This is a genomic window from Agrobacterium sp. RAC06 (genome assembly GCF_001713475.1).
Classification (GTDB): domain Bacteria; phylum Pseudomonadota; class Alphaproteobacteria; order Rhizobiales; family Rhizobiaceae; genus Allorhizobium.
In genome coordinates, this window is sequence record NZ_CP016499.1 from 1,124,100 (window position 1) to 1,139,736 (window position 15,637).

General features: G+C 61.6%; 15 protein-coding genes and 3 tRNA genes. 2 read left to right on the forward strand and 16 right to left on the reverse strand.

Annotation, left to right across the window (positions count from 1 at the left end; all coding sequences use genetic code 11):
• Window positions 1–7 precede the first annotated feature (7 nt).
• The 9 genes from nuoF to BSY240_RS05440 form a co-directional block, all read right to left on the reverse strand.
• The gene (gene nuoF / locus BSY240_RS05400; protein ID WP_054150621.1) at window positions 8–1,312 is read right to left on the reverse strand and encodes an NADH-quinone oxidoreductase subunit NuoF; all 1,305 of its coding nucleotides are present in this window, start codon (window positions 1,310–1,312) and stop codon (window positions 8–10) included.
• Between the two features lie 11 nt (window positions 1,313–1,323).
• Window positions 1,324–2,445, reverse strand: a complete 1,122-nt coding sequence (locus BSY240_RS05405; RefSeq protein WP_069041633.1) for an NADH-quinone oxidoreductase subunit E — start codon at window positions 2,443–2,445, stop codon at window positions 1,324–1,326.
• 18 nt (window positions 2,446–2,463) lie between these two features.
• A complete protein-coding gene (locus BSY240_RS05410) occupies window positions 2,464–2,706 on the reverse strand; it encodes a hypothetical protein (RefSeq protein ID WP_083229560.1) in 243 nt (80 codons plus the stop codon).
• Entirely contained in the window at window positions 2,706–3,896 is a 1,191-nt protein-coding gene (locus tag BSY240_RS05415) for an NADH-quinone oxidoreductase subunit D (protein ID WP_054150618.1), read from the reverse strand. Before BSY240_RS05415 ends, BSY240_RS05410 begins: the two co-directional genes overlap by 1 nt.
• Window positions 3,897–3,913: 17 nt before the next feature.
• Window positions 3,914–4,516, reverse strand: coding sequence for an NADH-quinone oxidoreductase subunit C (locus tag BSY240_RS05420; RefSeq protein WP_069041635.1), 603 nt, complete (start codon window positions 4,514–4,516; stop codon window positions 3,914–3,916).
• Window positions 4,517–4,534: 18 nt separating this feature from the next.
• Window positions 4,535–5,116, reverse strand: a complete 582-nt coding sequence (locus BSY240_RS05425) for a NuoB/complex I 20 kDa subunit family protein (protein WP_069041636.1) — start codon at window positions 5,114–5,116, stop codon at window positions 4,535–4,537.
• The gene (locus BSY240_RS05430) at window positions 5,107–5,472 is read right to left on the reverse strand and encodes an NADH-quinone oxidoreductase subunit A (protein WP_069043838.1); all 366 of its coding nucleotides are present in this window, start codon (window positions 5,470–5,472) and stop codon (window positions 5,107–5,109) included. The genes BSY240_RS05425 and BSY240_RS05430 overlap by 10 nt, the downstream gene beginning before the upstream one ends.
• Before the next feature lie 262 nt (window positions 5,473–5,734).
• Window positions 5,735–5,811 (reverse strand) — tRNA-Asp (locus tag BSY240_RS05435).
• A 64-nt stretch (window positions 5,812–5,875) separates the two neighbouring features.
• Window positions 5,876–5,952: transfer RNA gene (locus BSY240_RS05440), tRNA-Asp, on the reverse strand.
• A 336-nt stretch (window positions 5,953–6,288) separates the two neighbouring features.
• Here BSY240_RS05440 and BSY240_RS05445 point away from each other — a divergent pair.
• A tRNA-Val gene (locus BSY240_RS05445) sits at window positions 6,289–6,364 on the forward strand.
• Window positions 6,365–6,382: 18 nt separating this feature from the next.
• Here the strand turns inward: BSY240_RS05445 and BSY240_RS05450 are convergent.
• The 6 genes from BSY240_RS05450 to BSY240_RS23610 form a co-directional block, all read right to left on the reverse strand.
• Window positions 6,383–7,105, reverse strand: coding sequence for an NYN domain-containing protein (locus BSY240_RS05450; RefSeq protein WP_069041637.1), 723 nt, complete (start codon window positions 7,103–7,105; stop codon window positions 6,383–6,385).
• A gap of 151 nt (window positions 7,106–7,256) precedes the next feature.
• Window positions 7,257–8,159, reverse strand: a complete 903-nt coding sequence (locus BSY240_RS05455) for a dihydrodipicolinate synthase family protein (RefSeq protein WP_069041638.1) — start codon at window positions 8,157–8,159, stop codon at window positions 7,257–7,259.
• A 96-nt stretch (window positions 8,160–8,255) separates the two neighbouring features.
• The gene (locus tag BSY240_RS05460) at window positions 8,256–8,993 is read right to left on the reverse strand and encodes a GntR family transcriptional regulator (protein ID WP_083229561.1); all 738 of its coding nucleotides are present in this window, start codon (window positions 8,991–8,993) and stop codon (window positions 8,256–8,258) included.
• Window positions 8,994–9,088: 95 nt separating this feature from the next.
• A complete protein-coding gene (locus BSY240_RS05465) occupies window positions 9,089–10,498 on the reverse strand; it encodes a UDP-glucose dehydrogenase family protein (protein WP_069041640.1) in 1,410 nt (469 codons plus the stop codon).
• 130 nt (window positions 10,499–10,628) lie between these two features.
• Window positions 10,629–11,948: an MFS transporter gene (locus BSY240_RS05470; protein ID WP_069041641.1), complete on the reverse strand. Its 1,320-nt coding sequence runs from the start codon at window positions 11,946–11,948 to the stop codon at window positions 10,629–10,631.
• Window positions 11,949–11,980: 32 nt separating this feature from the next.
• Window positions 11,981–12,145 carry a DUF2256 domain-containing protein gene (locus BSY240_RS23610; protein WP_083229562.1) on the reverse strand — a complete coding sequence of 55 codons (165 nt, stop codon included), beginning with the start codon at window positions 12,143–12,145 and terminating at the stop codon, window positions 11,981–11,983.
• Window positions 12,146–12,286: 141 nt separating this feature from the next.
• Between BSY240_RS23610 and BSY240_RS05475 the strand changes: the two genes are divergently transcribed.
• On the forward strand, window positions 12,287–13,273 hold the full coding sequence (locus BSY240_RS05475) for an aldo/keto reductase (RefSeq protein ID WP_069041642.1): 987 nt from the start codon (window positions 12,287–12,289) through the stop codon (window positions 13,271–13,273).
• Window positions 13,274–13,353: 80 nt separating this feature from the next.
• Here BSY240_RS05475 and BSY240_RS05480 read toward each other — a convergent pair whose 3' ends face one another.
• On the reverse strand, window positions 13,354–15,552 hold the full coding sequence (locus BSY240_RS05480) for an esterase-like activity of phytase family protein (RefSeq protein WP_069041643.1): 2,199 nt from the start codon (window positions 15,550–15,552) through the stop codon (window positions 13,354–13,356).
• Between the last annotated feature and the right edge of the window lie 85 nt (window positions 15,553–15,637).

The following is a 15,637-nucleotide window of genomic DNA, read 5'->3' on the forward strand; positions in this document are numbered from 1 at the left end:
TTGTCCCTTACTCTGCCGCTTCCATGACCACGCCATGGGCGATCGCGTTGCGGGTGTACTGGTCGATGCGCTTTTCCATCTCCGGACGGAAATGCTTGATCAGGCCCTGGATCGGCCAGGCGGCGGCATCTCCAAGCGCACAGATGGTGTGGCCCTCGACCTGCTTCGTCACCTGGAAGAGCATGTCGATTTCACGCTTTTGGGCATTGCCCTTCACCATGCGTTCCATGACGCGCATCATCCAGCCCGTGCCTTCGCGGCATGGCGTGCACTGGCCGCAGCTCTCGTGCTTGTAGAATGCCGAGAGGCGCCAGATGGCCTTCACGATGTCGGTCGACTTGTCCATGACGATGACGGCGGCGGTGCCGAGGCCGGAGCCCAGCTCGCGCAGACCGTCATAGTCCATGATGGCGTCCTTCATCTGGGTGCCCGGTACGCAAGGTACCGAGGAGCCGCCCGGGATGACGGCGAGCAGGTTGTCCCAGCCGCCGCGGATGCCGCCACAGTGCTTTTCGATCAGCTCCTGGAAGGTGATCGACATGGCTTCTTCGACCGTGCACGGCTTGTTGACGTGGCCGGAGATCGAGAACAGCTTGGTGCCGGCATTGTTCGGACGGCCGAAGCTCGAATACCAGGACGCGCCGCGACGCAGGATGGTCGGGGCAACGGCGATCGATTCGACGTTGTTGACCGTGGTCGGGCAGCCGTAGAGGCCCATGTTCGCCGGGAATGGCGGCTTCAGGCGCGGCTGGCCCTTTTTACCTTCAAGGCTTTCCAGAAGTGCGGTTTCTTCGCCGCAGATATAGGCGCCGGCGCCGTGGTGGACGACGATATCGATGTCGTAGCCGAGCTTGTTGTTCTTGCCGAGCAGGCCGTAGTCGTAGCACTCGTCGATCGCAGCCTGCAGGGCTTCGCGCTCGCGCATGAACTCGCCGCGAACATAGATGAAGGCATGATGCGCGCCCATGGCGAAGGAAGCGATGACGCAGCCTTCGATAAGGGTGTGCGGATCATGGCGCATGATCTCACGGTCCTTGCAGGTGCCAGGTTCCGACTCATCCGCATTCACGACGAGGTAATGCGGGCGGCCGTCCGATTCCTTCGGCATGAAGGACCACTTGAGACCGGTGGGGAAGCCTGCGCCGCCGCGACCGCGAAGACCCGAGGCCTTCATCTCGTTGATGATCCAGTCACGGCCCTTTTCAAGGATTTGCTTGGTGCCGTCCCAATGGCCGCGGGACATCGCGCCCTTCAGGGACTTGTCCTTGAGGCCGTAGATATTGGTAAAGATGCGATCCTGATCTCTCAACATACCCTAACCTCTCAGCGCGGCTTCTTGCCGAAGACCTTGATGTATTCCGCTTCGCCGCCCTTGGCGAGCGCCTTGGCCTGCTTGACCCAGTCGTCCCGCTCGATACGGCCGGAGAACTTGAGATAGGTGTCGACCCACTCGCGCTCTGCCTTCTTCCACTTGGCGACCTGATCGAACGTGTAGACGCCGAGGCCGTTCAGTGTCGCTTCGATCTTCGGGCCGACGCCCGAGATCATCTTCAGGTCGTCAGGCGTTTCCGGGCGCTCGATGCCGGCCGGACGGTTCTTCTCGTCCATGACCGCGGCGGGAGCCGGAGCGACTTCCTTCTCGACCGGGCGGGCCGTATCGGCAGAATCGCCCTTCTGCTTGACGTTCTCGGCAGCAGCCTTTTTGGCAGTTGCCGGGGTCTTGAGCTTCTCGTCCGTCACCGGCGCATCCGTAACCGGTTTCGCGGCGTTGGCGGGCGGTACGGACATTTCCTCGGTCTGTGCCGGGGCCGTGTCGTTGAAGCGGATCGGCTGGATGTCACCGGTCAGGGTGGTCGGACCACCGACAGGCGCCGAGAAAATGCGATCAACCTGCGGGCCAGGCTTGACGTCGGAACCCTTGCCGGCGGCGAACCGATCGATGATGTGCTCGAGCTGGGTCACGGTCAGGTCTTCATAGGCATCCTTGAAGATCATCACCATCGGCGCATTGACACAGGCGCCCTGACACTCGACTTCTTCCCAGGACAAGGTGCCGTCTTCATTGCGTTCGAAGGGCTCCGGGTGGATCTTCGACTTGCAGACGTGAATGAGGTCTTCCGCCCCCCGCAGCATGCAGGGTGTCGTGCCGCAGACCTGGATATGGGCGCGCGTACCAACAGGCTTCAGCTGGAACTGGGTGTAGAATGTCGCGACTTCGAGGACCCGAATGAAGGGCATGTCGAGCATTTGGCCGACATACTCGATCGCAGCCTTGGTGACCCAGCCTTCCTGTTCCTGTGCGCGCATCAAAAGCGGAATGACCGCCGATTGCTGGCGCCCCGCCGGATACTTGCGAATGGTGGCTTCAGCCCAGGTCGCATTCTCCGCGGAGAAGGAGAATGCTGCGGGCTGGAATTGCTCTTCGGCTAGTCGACGAACGGACATACTTCCTCACGCCTTGTCTCAGTTTATGGAACCACACCGCGTATTCGTCACATTGGCGAATTCGCAGGCATAGGCCGAGTTGTCTTTCTGAAGGAATACGAAGAGCTTCGAGCCGGTCCAGCTGGAACTCTTGATCTCGTATCCATCCCGGATCAGCTTGGCCATCGACACTGTTTCCCTCGACGATAGAGCACTGTTCTCCTGAGCCACCGCCTGGGTGGCGCCGAGACAGATCAGCAATGCTGCGAGGGTCTTAAGCATCAGCGGTCAACTTCCCCGAACACGATGTCGAGCGAGCCGAGGATCGCCGAGACGTCGGCCAGCTGGTGGCCGCGGCACAGGAAATCCATGGCCTGCAGATGCGCATAACCCGGGGCGCGGATCTTGCAGCGATAGGGCTTGTTGGTGCCGTCGGAGACGAGGAACACGCCGAACTCGCCCTTGGGGGCTTCGACAGCGGCATAAACCTCACCGGCCGGCACGTGATAGCCTTCGGTGTAAAGCTTGAAGTGGTGGATCAGGCCTTCCATCGAGCGCTTCATCTCGCCACGCTTCGGCGGAACGACCTTGCCGTCGAGCGAGGAGACCGGGCCGGTCTTGGCATCGCCCAGCAGACGGTTGACGCACTGCTTCATGATCTTCACCGACTCGCGCATTTCGAACATGCGGATCAGGTAACGGTCATAGCAGTCGCCGTTCTTGCCGACCATGATGTCGAAGTCGAGATCGGAGTAGCACTCGTAGGGCTGCGACTTGCGCAGGTCCCAGGCAGCGCCCGAACCGCGGACCATGACGCCCGAGAAGCCCCAGGCCCAGCAATCATCGAGGCTGACGACGCCGATGTCGACGTTGCGCTGCTTGAAGATGCGGTTGCCGGTCAGAAGGTCGTCAATGTCATCGAGCTTTTCCGGGAACTGGTCGCACCACTTGCCGATATCCTCGACGAGCTGATGCGGCAAATCCTGGTGCACACCACCCGGGCGGACATAAGCGGCGTGCATGCGAGCGCCGGAGGCGCGCTCATAGAACACCATGAGCTTTTCGCGCTCTTCGAAGCCCCAGAGCGGCGGCGTCAGCGCGCCGACGTCCATGGCCTGCGTGGTGACGTTGAGGAGGTGCGAGAGAATACGACCGATTTCCGAATAGAGAACGCGGATCAGCTGACCACGGATCGGAATCTGGATGTCGAGCAGCTTTTCGACGGCCAGCGAATAGGCATGTTCCTGGTTCATCGGCGCGACATAGTCGAGGCGATCGAAATAGGGCAGCGCCTGCAGATAGGTCTTGGTCTCAATCAGCTTCTCGGTGCCACGATGCAGCAGGCCGATATGCGGGTCGACGCGCTCGACGATTTCACCGTCCAGCTCAAGCACGAGGCGAAGAACGCCGTGCGCCGCCGGGTGCTGCGGGCCGAAGTTGATATTGAAGTTGCGGACGTTGTGTTCGTTCATGGTCTCTGCCCTTCCGCTCACTTGGCCGCTTTTTCATCGCCGGGCAGCACGTAATCCGTGCCTTCCCAGGGCGAGAGGAAGTCGAAATTGCGGAATTCCTGCTTGAGCTCGACGGGCTCGTAGACGACGCGCTTGGCGCTGTCGTCGTAGCGAACCTCGACGAAACCGGTCGTGGGGAAGTCCTTGCGCAGCGGATGCCCCTCGAAACCATAGTCTGTCAGGATACGGCGCAAGTCCGGGTGATCGGTGAACAGGATGCCGTACATGTCCCAGGCTTCGCGTTCGAACCAGTCGGCGCCGGCAAAGACCGGACAGGCCGACGGGACCGGCTTGAACTCGCCGGTTGCGACCTTGATGCGGATGCGCAGGTTCTGACGCGGCGAGAGCAGGTGGTAAACCACGTCGAAGCGGTCTTCGCGCTTCGGGTAGTCGACGCCGCAGATGTCGATCAGGTTGACGAAGCCGCACTGGACGTCGTCACGCAGGAAGGTCAGGAGCGGTATCAGGTTTTCCGACTTCGCCGTCAGCGTCAGTTCGCCGAAGCTGATGTCGCTCGACGAAATCAGCGCACCGCGGACCTCTGCGAGGTAGGAAGCGAGCTCGTTCAGGGCTTCACTCATGTTTTCAGTCCCTTCGCCTTACCGCTCGATCGTGCCCGTGCGCCGGATCTTCTTCTGCAGGAGCATCACACCGTAAAGCAGAGCTTCTGCCGTGGGGGGACAGCCCGGCACGTAGATATCAACCGGCACGACGCGATCGCAGCCACGCACGACGGAATAGGAGTAATGGTAGTAGCCGCCGCCATTGGCGCAGGAGCCCATCGAGATCACGTAACGCGGTTCCGGCATCTGGTCATAGACCTTGCGGAGTGCGGGCGCCATCTTGTTGGTCAGCGTGCCGGCGACGATCATGACGTCAGACTGGCGCGGTGAAGCACGCGGTGCAAAGCCGAAGCGCTCGGCGTCGTAACGCGGCATCGACAGCTGCATCATTTCGACGGCGCAGCAGGCGAGACCGAAGGTCATCCACATCAGCGAGCCGGTACGTGCCCAGTTGATCAGCTCGTCGGTCGAGGTAACCAGGAAGCCCTTGTCGGCGAGCTCGTTGTTGATCTCGCCGAAGAAGCGGTCATCGGCGCCGATCAGCTTGCCGGTGTTGGGATCGATGATGCCCTTTGCCTGTGGCGCAATCATCGTCGTATCGGACTGGATCACTCCCATTCGAGCGCCCCCTTCTTCCATTCATAGATAAAGCCGACGGTGAGAACACCGAGGAAAACCATCATCGACCAGAAGCCGAACCAGCCGATCTCACCGAAAGATACTGCCCAGGGGAACAGGAAGGCGACTTCGAGGTCGAAGATGATGAAGAGGATCGACACCAGGTAGAATCGGATGTCGAACTTCATGCGGGCATCATCGAACGCGTTGAAGCCGCACTCATAGGCCGACAGCTTCTCCGAATCGGGCGCCTTGTAGGCAACGGCAAACGGCGCCACCAGGAGCGCAATACCGATGATCAAGGATATGCCGATAAAGATGGCGATCGGAAGGTAAGAACTGAGCAGATCAGTCATCATATCACCCTGCTTGTCTCGCATGCCTGATGGCATTTAGGGCGGAGGCGACAAGCCGTAAAGAGAGTTGCAACGCGCCGTGGTTAGCGCAGGCAGCCACCCAGCGCAAGTCCAACCAAAGCCTTTTCACCCGATACCGGATTGCACCTTACCAGCGGGTAAAATGCATGTCTCGCGCAATCGAGCGTGCAGTGCAAAAAGACGCAACACACCGAGCCTGCAAGCAGGCTCGTCACATGACAAAATCGTCTGAGAGAAGAAGTGGCGCGAGTGACGGGGCTCGAACCCGCGACCTCCGGCGTGACAGGCCGGCACTCTAACCGACTGAGCTACACCCGCGCATTTCATGAGGATTTCCCCATGTCTTCGCTGCCTTAAGCAGCACGCCCTGAAGGCTTTGGAATGGCGCGAGTGACGGGGCTCGAACCCGCGACCTCCGGCGTGACAGGCCGGCACTCTAACCAACTGAGCTACACCCGCGCATTTCCAAATCGGGGTTCAAGGCGATCCCCGTCGAGCGGCTTGCCGTTCGATGAGCGGCTCTCTACGGCGTTCATCTGGAGGTGTCAAGCAGCATCTGAGACAAAACCGTGACGGCCCGATTTTTTCCCCCGCCCCTCCCCCGGGGCCATCGGACGCTCGCTGCTCGCGACAACGCGCCGCAGGCGCAAAACAAGGATTCTGCTCGGTTTTCCACAAGGCGCGATCGGCCGCATGACAAAAAAACAAAAAATCTGCACAAACACTCTTGCAGATTTTCCGCGATCCGCATAGATCACGGCCACCGACGCGGCGGACATGATCCGCAAGGCGCACGGGCGATTAGCTCAGTTGGTAGAGCGCTTCGTTTACACCGAAGATGTCGGGAGTTCGAGTCTCTCATCGCCCACCATTTTTTCTCTTCCTTCGTTCAGTTTTTCTTGCGCAGCTTGATGCGCATCGCCTTTCCGTCTGTCTGATCGACGTCGAAGGCACCCGTCTTCCGGATCAGATCGCTCAATTTTGAACATCCATAAGTTCGCGAATCGAAATCCGACTTGAGGTTGGAGAGCTGCGTCCCCAACGCAGAAAGCGCGACCCAGCCTTCCTCGCTGTCGATGTCGGACAAGACGCGTTTGATGATCGGGACGGCAGCGCTCGGCGTTTTGAGCGGCGAGAGTGCCTTCGTGTCATCGTCCGGCGATGCCTGGACACTGATGTTTTCCGTGTAGATGAAGCGTCGGCAAGCCTGACGGAAACTCTCGGGCGTTTTCTGCTCCCCAAAGCCGAAAACATCGACACCCTGCTCACGAATGCGGGAGGCGAGTCGGGTGAAATCACTATCCGACGACACGAGGCAGAAGCCATCAAATCGCCCGCTCAGCAGGAGATCCATGGCATCAATGACGAGCGCAATGTCAGAGGCATTCTTGCCGGTCGTGTAGGCAAACTGTTGCTGAGGTATGATCGCGTGCCGCGTCAGCGTTTCGATCCACCCTTTTGATCTGGGACTGGCGAAATCGCCATAGATCCGTCTGACACTAGCCTCTCCAAGGCGAGCAATTTCCTCGAATAGCCCATCGGCGATCTTGCTTGAGGTATTGTCCGCATCAATCAAAACGGCGAGACGCTTCAAACGATCGTTCGGTGCCATTCCAACTCTCCCCGTTGCAACCAGAGCCAAAGCTGCCCTCAGACTTCAGCCTCGAAGACTCGCTTCGCATTGGCAAGTGCGACAACACCGATTAGCAATAGGCCCGCCGGATTGCTCCAGCGGGCCTCATTCATATCAATGTCTCTGCTTCTTACTTCCCGCCGATCGGGCGGGTCGCCGCCGCCTTCTCCACCATGGCCGTCACCTCGGCACGGCGCGCGCCTTCGAGCGGCATGCGGGGCATGCGGACACGCTCGGAGCCGCGGCCCATGATCTGCTCGGCGAGCTTGATTGACTGCACGAGGTCGTGTTCGGCGTCGAGATGCAAGAGCGGCATGAACCAGCGATAGATGCGGCGGGCTTCCATCCAGTCGCCACGGTCGGCGGCGGCAACCAGGGCCACCGATTCGGCCGGGAAGGCACTGGTGAGGCCGGAGACCCAGCCCTTGGCGCCGAGCATCATGCCTTCGAGCGCCACGTCGTCGAGGCCGGCGAAGATGTCGTAGCGGTCACCGAAGGCGTTGATCAGGTCGGTGAAGCGGCGCGGATCGGGCGCGCTTTCCTTGACGGCCTTGATGTTCTTCACGCCGTCGAGCGCTTCCAGGACTTCCGCGCCGATGTTGACGCGGTAGGCGGGCGGGTTGTTGTAGAGCATGATCGGCAGGCCGGTTGCTTCGGCGACGGTCTTGAAATGGGCAACCAGCTCATGCGGCTTCGGCACATAGACCATGGCCGGCAGCAGCATCAGGCCATCGGCGCCGATCTTTTCCGCATCGCGGGCATAGGCTGAGGCGCGGCGGGTGTCGAATTCCGAGACGCCGGTGACGATCGGCACGCGGCCATTCACCACCTCGACGGCGGCCTTCAGGATGGTGCGCTTCTCTTCCGGATCGAGCGAGTTGTTCTCGCCGCAGGTGCCCATGACGATCAGGCCGTTTACGCCGTCGTTGACGAGGGCGTCGAGCACGCGCTGGGTGGCGTCGATGTCGACCGAGAGATCTTCATGGAATTGAGTCGTTGCGGCGGGGAAAACGCCGTGCCAGCCGGTGGTCATGGGATGCTCCTGTTGAAGTGGTGAAATCACAGTATACAGTTTGTCGACAAAATCAAGACGCATGTTTCAGCGACCGCTGAAACGGGGTCGCAGGGGTCAGATGTCGGGAAGTTCGGCTGCAGCAGTGATGTTGCGGGCGACGTAATCCTGGATCTGGCGGACGATCTGGTCAGCATGGGCGACCGACAGCCGATCGGCCTCCTCGACATCGCCTGAACGGATCGCCTCGATGATCTTCTCGTGTTCCTCGACATAGCGGCGCGGCAGACGGTCATCGAAGGTCTGATAATAAAGCCGGAGAATGCGCCGCCCCTCGTCCAGGAGCCGGGCAAAGAAGGTGGTGTAATAGGGATTGCCGGCGCGCTCGGCGATCGCGACGTGGAATTCCCGGTTGGCCTCGATCATGGCGAAGGCGTCCTGGGCCTCGACGGCGCGGGAAAAGGCTTGCTGCTGCCTTATGATCTCGGCCATCCAGGCATCGCCGGAACGCTTTGCGGCGCCACGGGTCGTCACGCGATACATCAGGCAGAGCGCCTCGAAATAGGTGGGCAAGCTGGAGAAGTCGATGACCGCGACAATCGTGTTGCGATTCGGCAGACTGGTGACCAGGCCGTCCGAGGTAAGCCGCAGAAGGGCCTCGCGAATCGGGGTGCGCGACATGCCGAAATGTTCGGAGAGGCGCGTCTCATCGAGCGGACTGCCGGGCGGGCGCTCCATGGTCAGGATTTCGTGGCGCAGCGCCTTGTAGACCGATTCGGTGCCGGAGCCCCGGGTGCGTGCCCCCTCACCCTTGCCATTGTCGGCATCCGTGCCGCCCGTCTCGTTCATGCCCATCCATCGACCTGTTTGCTGCCTCGGTTTGAAGCCAGCACAGCGACGAACGGCGCTTAAAGTCAAGCGCCGAGGAGGACGGCGCGTCAGTCAGGCGATCAGGCGAGCTGGCCTGTCGGTGCATCGTCGCCCCAAAGCAGCGGGCTCCAGGCCAGTTCGGGCGGAACGGCATGGAAAAGGGTGCGCGCCGGATAGGCAGAGCGTGGACGCTTACCGAGCGGCACGAGCTGGAAGCCATGGCCGATCATCTCGTCTTCGTCGAAGACATTGCGCAGATCGACGACGACAGGCGATTTCATCAGATCTTTCAGACGCGGCAGATCCAGCGACTTGAACTGATCCCATTCGGTCACAAGAACGACGGCGTCCGCACCCTCTGCGACCTCGTAGGCGTTGCGTCGGTATTTGACCGCACCGAGGACCGCCCTCGCCGCCTCCATGCCTGCGGGATCGTAGACATGCACATCCGCGCCGCCATCGAGCAGGGTTCTGATGATGGCGATCGACGGCGCCTCGCGCATGTCGTCGGTATTGGGCTTGAAGGTCAGGCCGAGGACACCGATTCGCTTGCCGCGCACGCTGCCGTCACAGGCGGCAATCACCCGGCGGCCCATGGCCCGCTTGCGGTTTTCGTTGATCGCGACCGTTGTCTCGATCAGCTTCAAGGGCCGGTCGTAATCCTGGGCCGTCTTCACCAGCGCCAGCGTATCCTTCGGGAAGCAGGACCCGCCGAAGCCGGGACCCGCCTGGAGAAACTTGTCACCGATGCGGCGATCCATGCCCATCCCCTTGGCGACCTTCTGCACGTCGGCGCCGAGTTCTTCGCAGAGATCGGCCATTTCGTTGATGAAGGTGATCTTCATCGCGAGAAAGGCGTTGGAGGCGTATTTGATCAGTTCGGCTGTGCGGCGCTCGCAGAAATAGAGCGGCATCTCCTTGAGATCGAGCGCCTCATAGATGTCGCGCATGACCTCGGTGGACCGTTCGTCATCCGAGCCGACCACGATCCTATCCGGACGGCGGAAATCGGAAATGGCCGCACCTTCCCGCAGGAATTCGGGATTGGAGACGACGGCGATAACCTTTTGCGGGAATTCTTCCCGGAAGATGCGTTCGATCTCGTCGCCCGTGCCGACGGGCACGGTGGACTTGGTGACCACGACGGTGAAACCAGTGGCAGCGGCAGCAATCTCGCGGGCGGCGGCGTAGACATGGCTGAGGTCGGCGTGACCATCGACGAGACGCGACGGCGTGCCGACCGCGATGAAGACCGCATCGGCCGCCGCCACCGGTCCCACGAGATCGCCGGAGAAGCTCAGGCGGCCGGCGGCACAGTTGTCGGCGATGATGATCTCCAGACCGGGCTCATAAATCGGCACTTTGCCGGCCTGCAGCGCCTCGATCTTGTCCCGGCTCTTGTCGACGCAGACCACGTCATGACCCAGCGCCGCCAGGCAGGCTCCGGAGACAAGCCCCACATATCCCGAACCGATCATCACAATGCGCATCCGTCACCCTTCCCGAAGAGAATCGAGCTTGAACCTCACGCCGTCACATGTGACCGAAAGACACGACGACTGGATGACAGCCACTCGCCAGGTCGCAGCGACGGGTGATCGGATAGCGAATCGTCTTGTTTCAGGCGCCGAGGCTTGCGCGCAGTTTCTGATGGGCCGCCTCGTCGAGGGAGAAATTCCACATCAAGGCGATGGCCGCGAGCTTGGGAAGGATCGGCAGGAAGGCGTAGAGGGCCGTCAGTGCAGTGAGTGCACCGGGCGTTTGGGTGGCCGTCTGGCTGCCGATGAAGCCGGCAAGGTCGAGGAGCGGGAAGACGACACCGGCGGAGAGCGCCACCGCAAGCTTGGTGGTGAAGCTCCAGGCGGCGAAGTAAAGGCCGGAGCGCTGCTCGCCTGATGAAACCGTGTCGTTGTCGATCACGTCGGCCTGGATCGCGGGTGGCAGCGTCAGATCGAAGCCGAGCAAAAGACCGGTCACGACGCAGACCACAGTGAAGGCGAGCACATCGCCCTCGCCAAGGAAACCCGTCACCGAGAAGACGGCACAGGCGAGCATCATGGCGTAGCACCAGGCGCGGTGCTTGCCGAGGCGCTTGGCGGTGGCAACTGCCAGCGGCACGCCGGCGATGGCGCAGAGGAAATAGGTGAAGAGCAGCGGCCCCTGCATGGCCGGCGCATCAAGACGCTGGCCGACGAAATAGATGAAGAGCGAAGCTGGGATCGCATTCGCAAAGCTGTTCAAGAGGAAGGCGCTGACCAGTCGCAGGAAGGGACCATTGGCGCGCAGATGCCGGAAGCCCTCCCGCAACGAGAGCTTCCGCTGTGAGAGATCGATCGGTTCCGGCACCACGGCCACCGCCAGCAGTCCCGCTAAGGGTAGCGCGACGGCAATGAAGACGGCGACCCAGGCAAGGCCGTGAAAGCCGGCTGCCGTGTCCAAGCCGCCGACGAATGGCAGGGTGATCGCGATCAGCGAGCCGATCAGAGTGGCGCCCTCGCGCCAGGCCGACAGCTTCACCCGCGCCTGATAACCGGTCGCGAGCTCCGCCCCCCAGGCAGTGTAGGGCAAAAGCGACCAGGTGGCGCCGATGGAGAGCGCCACGCCCCAGAAGGCGAGATAACCGACGCCCGCGTCCTCAGGTGGCCAGAAGAGCATGAAGGCGGCGAGCGCTGTCAGCGGCGTGGAGATGACGAAGAAGAAACGGCGGCGGCCATAGCGAGAGCGGACACGGTCGGACAGCCAGCCAAACAGGGGATCGGTGATCGCGTCGACCAGCCGGATGGCAAGCAGCAGCGTGCCGATGGTCGCGAGCGACAGGGCGAAGTGATCGGCGTAGAAGGTCGGCACCACGATGTAGAAGGGCAGCGCAATGGCGGCCATCGGGATTGCGGGAAGCGCGTAGAAAGCAAGGCGCTTCGACGACGGGGCCTGGTCTGTCATGGGGATCCGATCACTGAACTCTCTGGAAAGGTCTACGCCTTGTCGGCGTTAACGGTTTTGCCCGTGCGGCGGCAGCGCTCCGAACAGTAGACGACATTGTCCCAGTCCCGCTCCCACTTTTTGCGCCAGGCAAACGGTTTGCGGCAGACGGGACAGGTTTTCTGGGGCAGATCGCCCTTGCGGATCGTCTTGGGCATTCGGGGCTCGCGTTTGAATTTCACCTCCCATTTCGCATGGGCGGCGGTAGCGGATCACTTCAAGAGATTAGAGCGGTTGAAGCTTGCCACCCCCTGCCCCACTTGCTAGCTCGAAACCGCAATCACGGGAGAGACATCACGATGAGAGAACATTCCTTCGGCCGGACGGAATTCACCGTCAGCGATATCGGCTTCGGCGCCTGGCAGATCGGCGGATCCTGGGGCGAAGTCTCCGAGGCAGACGGCCGGGCGGCGCTCAATGCGGCCCTTGATGCCGGCATGACCTTTATCGATACCGCCGACGTCTATGGCGACGGTCGGTCGGAAAAAATCATTGCCGAGGTGCTGAAGGCGCGTGGCGGCAAGCGGCCGATGGTGGCGTCCAAGGCCGGTCGGAGGCTCAACCCGCATGTGGCCGATGGCTATACCAAGGCGAATATAGAAGCCTTCATCGATCGGTCGCTGAAGAACCTCGAAATCGATACTCTCGATCTGGTGCAGCTGCATTGCCCACCGACCGACGTTTACTATCGCCAGGAGATGTTCGAGGGGCTGGAAGAGATCCGCAAGGCCGGCAAGATCAAGCATTACGGCGTCTCGGTCGAAAAGGTCGAGGAAGCGCTGAAGGCAATCGAGTATCCGGGCGTCGTTTCGGTGCAGATCATCTTCAACATGTTCCGCCAGCGCCCGGCTGCCCTCTTCTTCCAGGAGGCCAGGCGCCGCAACGTCGCGGTCATCGCCCGCGTACCGCTGGCAAGCGGCCTGCTTTCGGGCAAGATCACCGCAGCCACGCAGTTTGCGGCGGAAGACCACCGCAACTTCAACCGCAATGGCGAAGCCTTCGACGTGGGCGAGACCTTTGCCGGCGTGCCATTCGAGACGGGGCTCGCGGCCGTCGAGGAAGTGCGCAAGCTGGTGCCAGCTGGCACCTCCATGGCGCAGTTTGCACTCCGCTGGATCCTGATGCATGAGGCCGTCACGGTCGTCATTCCCGGCGCCCGCAATGGCGAGCAGGCCAAGGCCAATGCGGCGGCCTCGGACCTTGCAGCGCTTTCTGCCGATGTCATGGCGGCGTCGCGCGAGGTCTATGAGCGGCTGATCGCACCGCATGTGCATCATCGCTGGTAATCCGCACCGGTGACGACATGAAAAGAGGCCGGGTGAGCGATCACCCGGCCTCTTCTGTTTCAGCTGGCCCGATCTTTCGATCAGTTGGTGCCCTGAAGGTTCACTTCCCAGAACAGGGTCTCGCCAGACGAGTCATCCACGCCGTCATTGTCGGTCACGGCAAAGGCCTTGCCCGATGCGTCGAAGGCGAAGCCTTCGAGCTTGTCGACGACATAGCCATTGGTGGCGGCCTTCAGGTCCGGGATGAAGTCATGGACTTGTTCCTTCGCAACCGTCGGGAGCTCTTCACCGATCTTGGCGGGCTTCAGATCGGCAATCGCGACGCGGTAGAGCTTCTTGAGCTTGGCGTTATCGCCGATCTGGTTGTCGCGCTCGACGATATAGACGTGGTCGCCATGGGCGGTGATTTCCGACAGACCGACCCAGCCTTCGCCAGCCGCTTCCAGCGGATAACGAACGGCACCCCATTCCTTGGACTTCGGGTTGTAGGAGAGGAGCTTCACCGAGCCCTTCTCGTCATCGCCCCATCCGCGCTGAACGGCCATCCAGAGCGTCATGTCGTCGCCGGTGCCGACAGAGGTGATGCCTTCGAGACCGAAGCGGGTCTGGCTGGCCAGGAGTTCGACCGGCAAGCCGATCTCGGCCTTGATCTCGCCCTTGGCGTCGACATTGTAGAGGCCGTGGCCGACGAGCTTGGCAGCATCGCCTTCGGAAGCCAGCCAGAAGCCGCCCTTGCCGTCGAGCGTGATACCTTCCAGGTCGAGCTTCTGGGCCGCAGCGCCACCGCGGGTGATCGGCAGGGCTGAGGTGATGACAGCCGGCTTCTGCGTTGCATCGATCGTGAAGATCGTCGGCTGCATGGCGTAGAAGCTGTCGTTGACGGCATAGAGCGTGCCGACCTTCTCGGCATCGCCGACGAGGCCAGAGAGAGCGCCCCAACCGATCGGTGCGCCATCGACCATGGCCGACTGGATCATCGGATAGGCGGGCGTACCTTCAGCCAGTTCATAGAGCATGACGTGAGAGCGCGCGCCACCGTCTTCACCGAGATCAACTTCGTTGGCGGTTACCAGAAGGTTGCGCGATGGGATGGCGACTGCGCCTTCCGGCGAGACGCCCGACGGCAGGAGCTGGGTGAGTTCAGGCTCGGCGCCCGTGTCCTTGTAGACGGCGGCAATCGAGGAACGCTCGGCGAGAACGAAGAAATAGTTCTGGTCGCCGAAGGTTGCGGCTTCCAGGCCTTCCGGCTCGACGCCCTTGGAACGGGCGCGCTTGTCCGGGAAGTGGCCGATCTGGGCGATCGCCATTTCGAGCGAGGCGCCGGCTTCGTAGGCGACCTTGCCGGTCTTGTCGAAAATGGTGAAACCGCGTGAACCGCCGTTCCAGGCGCCTTCATTGGCGATGACAAGACGATTGTCATCGAGCCACTTCACGGCGTCGGGCTCGCGCGGAACGCCGTCCTTGGTGCCGGTGAACTTCAGCGCGCCATCCGACTTGGTGTCGATGCCCGTCAGATCGACCGTACCGGCGGAGAAGTGGCTCTTCACTTCGCCGGTCTTGCCGTCGACGATGGCAATGTAGTTGTTTTCCTGCAGCGTGACGGCGATTTCGCCGAGGCTGTTGACCGAAACGAATTCCGGCTCCGGATCTTCTGGGGCGACTTCGGCGAGACCGGTCAATGCGACGCGCTTCATGGTGCCGCAATCGGCAACGCCATCCTTCAGCGAGATGATGACGAGGTCACCGGCCGGCATCTGCGGCAGGGCGCCGTCGTTGACGTCTTCGTCACGCTCGTTCTCGATGGCGATCGCGACGAAAGAGCCGTCCTTGGCAACAGCAACCGAATCCGGCTGACCGCCGATGTCGCAGGTGCCCTCGACGGTCTTGCCGGCGATGTCGACGATCGCGAGCTTGCCCGACGGGTTGGTGAAGCTCTCGGACGTGTTGACGCCGACGAGAACCTTGCCACCGGCGACGGAAACAGAAGTCGGTTCGCCGTCCATCATCAGCACACCGGCGGCCTTCGGCGCCTTGGCGTCCGTGATGTCGATGAAGCCGATGCCGCCGAGCGGGCTGTCGGAATAGATCAGGGTATTGCCGTCTTCCGAGGCCGTGATGATCTCGGCCGAGGTGGTGGAAAGCTTGTCCTTGTCAGCCGGCAGATTGGTGGCGACCGGGAAAGCGGCAATACGGTTGAAAACCTGTTCGGCTGCGGCCGGCAGGGCCACGGATGCAAAAAGCGCCGCCGTCAGGGCGACGCGGGAGAGACCATGGGTCATCGGGAAACCTCCAGTATCCAGAAATGGAACAAGAGGGTTCTGAGGCAGTCCGATGACAGTCGAATGACAAGGCGGGAATGAACGC

Coding starts and splice junctions, on each gene's coding strand:
- BSY240_RS05465 (WP_069041640.1), bottom strand. CDS start 10,498: ATGCGCATTGTGATGATCGGTTCGGGATATGTGGGGCTTGTCTCCGGA.
- BSY240_RS05420 (WP_069041635.1), bottom strand. CDS start 4,516: ATGAGTGAAGCCCTGAACGAGCTCGCTTCCTACCTCGCAGAGGTCCGC.
- BSY240_RS05475 (WP_069041642.1), top strand. CDS start 12,287: ATGAGAGAACATTCCTTCGGCCGGACGGAATTCACCGTCAGCGATATC.
- BSY240_RS05480 (WP_069041643.1), bottom strand. CDS start 15,552: ATGACCCATGGTCTCTCCCGCGTCGCCCTGACGGCGGCGCTTTTTGCA.
- BSY240_RS05450 (WP_069041637.1), bottom strand. CDS start 7,105: ATGGCACCGAACGATCGTTTGAAGCGTCTCGCCGTTTTGATTGATGCG.
- BSY240_RS05425 (WP_069041636.1), bottom strand. CDS start 5,116: ATGGGAGTGATCCAGTCCGATACGACGATGATTGCGCCACAGGCAAAG.
- BSY240_RS05415 (WP_054150618.1), bottom strand. CDS start 3,896: ATGAACGAACACAACGTCCGCAACTTCAATATCAACTTCGGCCCGCAG.
- nuoF (WP_054150621.1), bottom strand. CDS start 1,312: ATGTTGAGAGATCAGGATCGCATCTTTACCAATATCTACGGCCTCAAG.
- BSY240_RS05410 (WP_083229560.1), bottom strand. CDS start 2,706: ATGCTTAAGACCCTCGCAGCATTGCTGATCTGTCTCGGCGCCACCCAG.
- BSY240_RS05405 (WP_069041633.1), bottom strand. CDS start 2,445: ATGTCCGTTCGTCGACTAGCCGAAGAGCAATTCCAGCCCGCAGCATTC.
- BSY240_RS05460 (WP_083229561.1), bottom strand. CDS start 8,993: ATGGGCATGAACGAGACGGGCGGCACGGATGCCGACAATGGCAAGGGT.
- BSY240_RS05455 (WP_069041638.1), bottom strand. CDS start 8,159: ATGACCACCGGCTGGCACGGCGTTTTCCCCGCCGCAACGACTCAATTC.
- BSY240_RS05430 (WP_069043838.1), bottom strand. CDS start 5,472: ATGACTGATCTGCTCAGTTCTTACCTTCCGATCGCCATCTTTATCGGC.
- BSY240_RS23610 (WP_083229562.1), bottom strand. CDS start 12,145: ATGCCCAAGACGATCCGCAAGGGCGATCTGCCCCAGAAAACCTGTCCC.
- BSY240_RS05470 (WP_069041641.1), bottom strand. CDS start 11,948: ATGACAGACCAGGCCCCGTCGTCGAAGCGCCTTGCTTTCTACGCGCTT.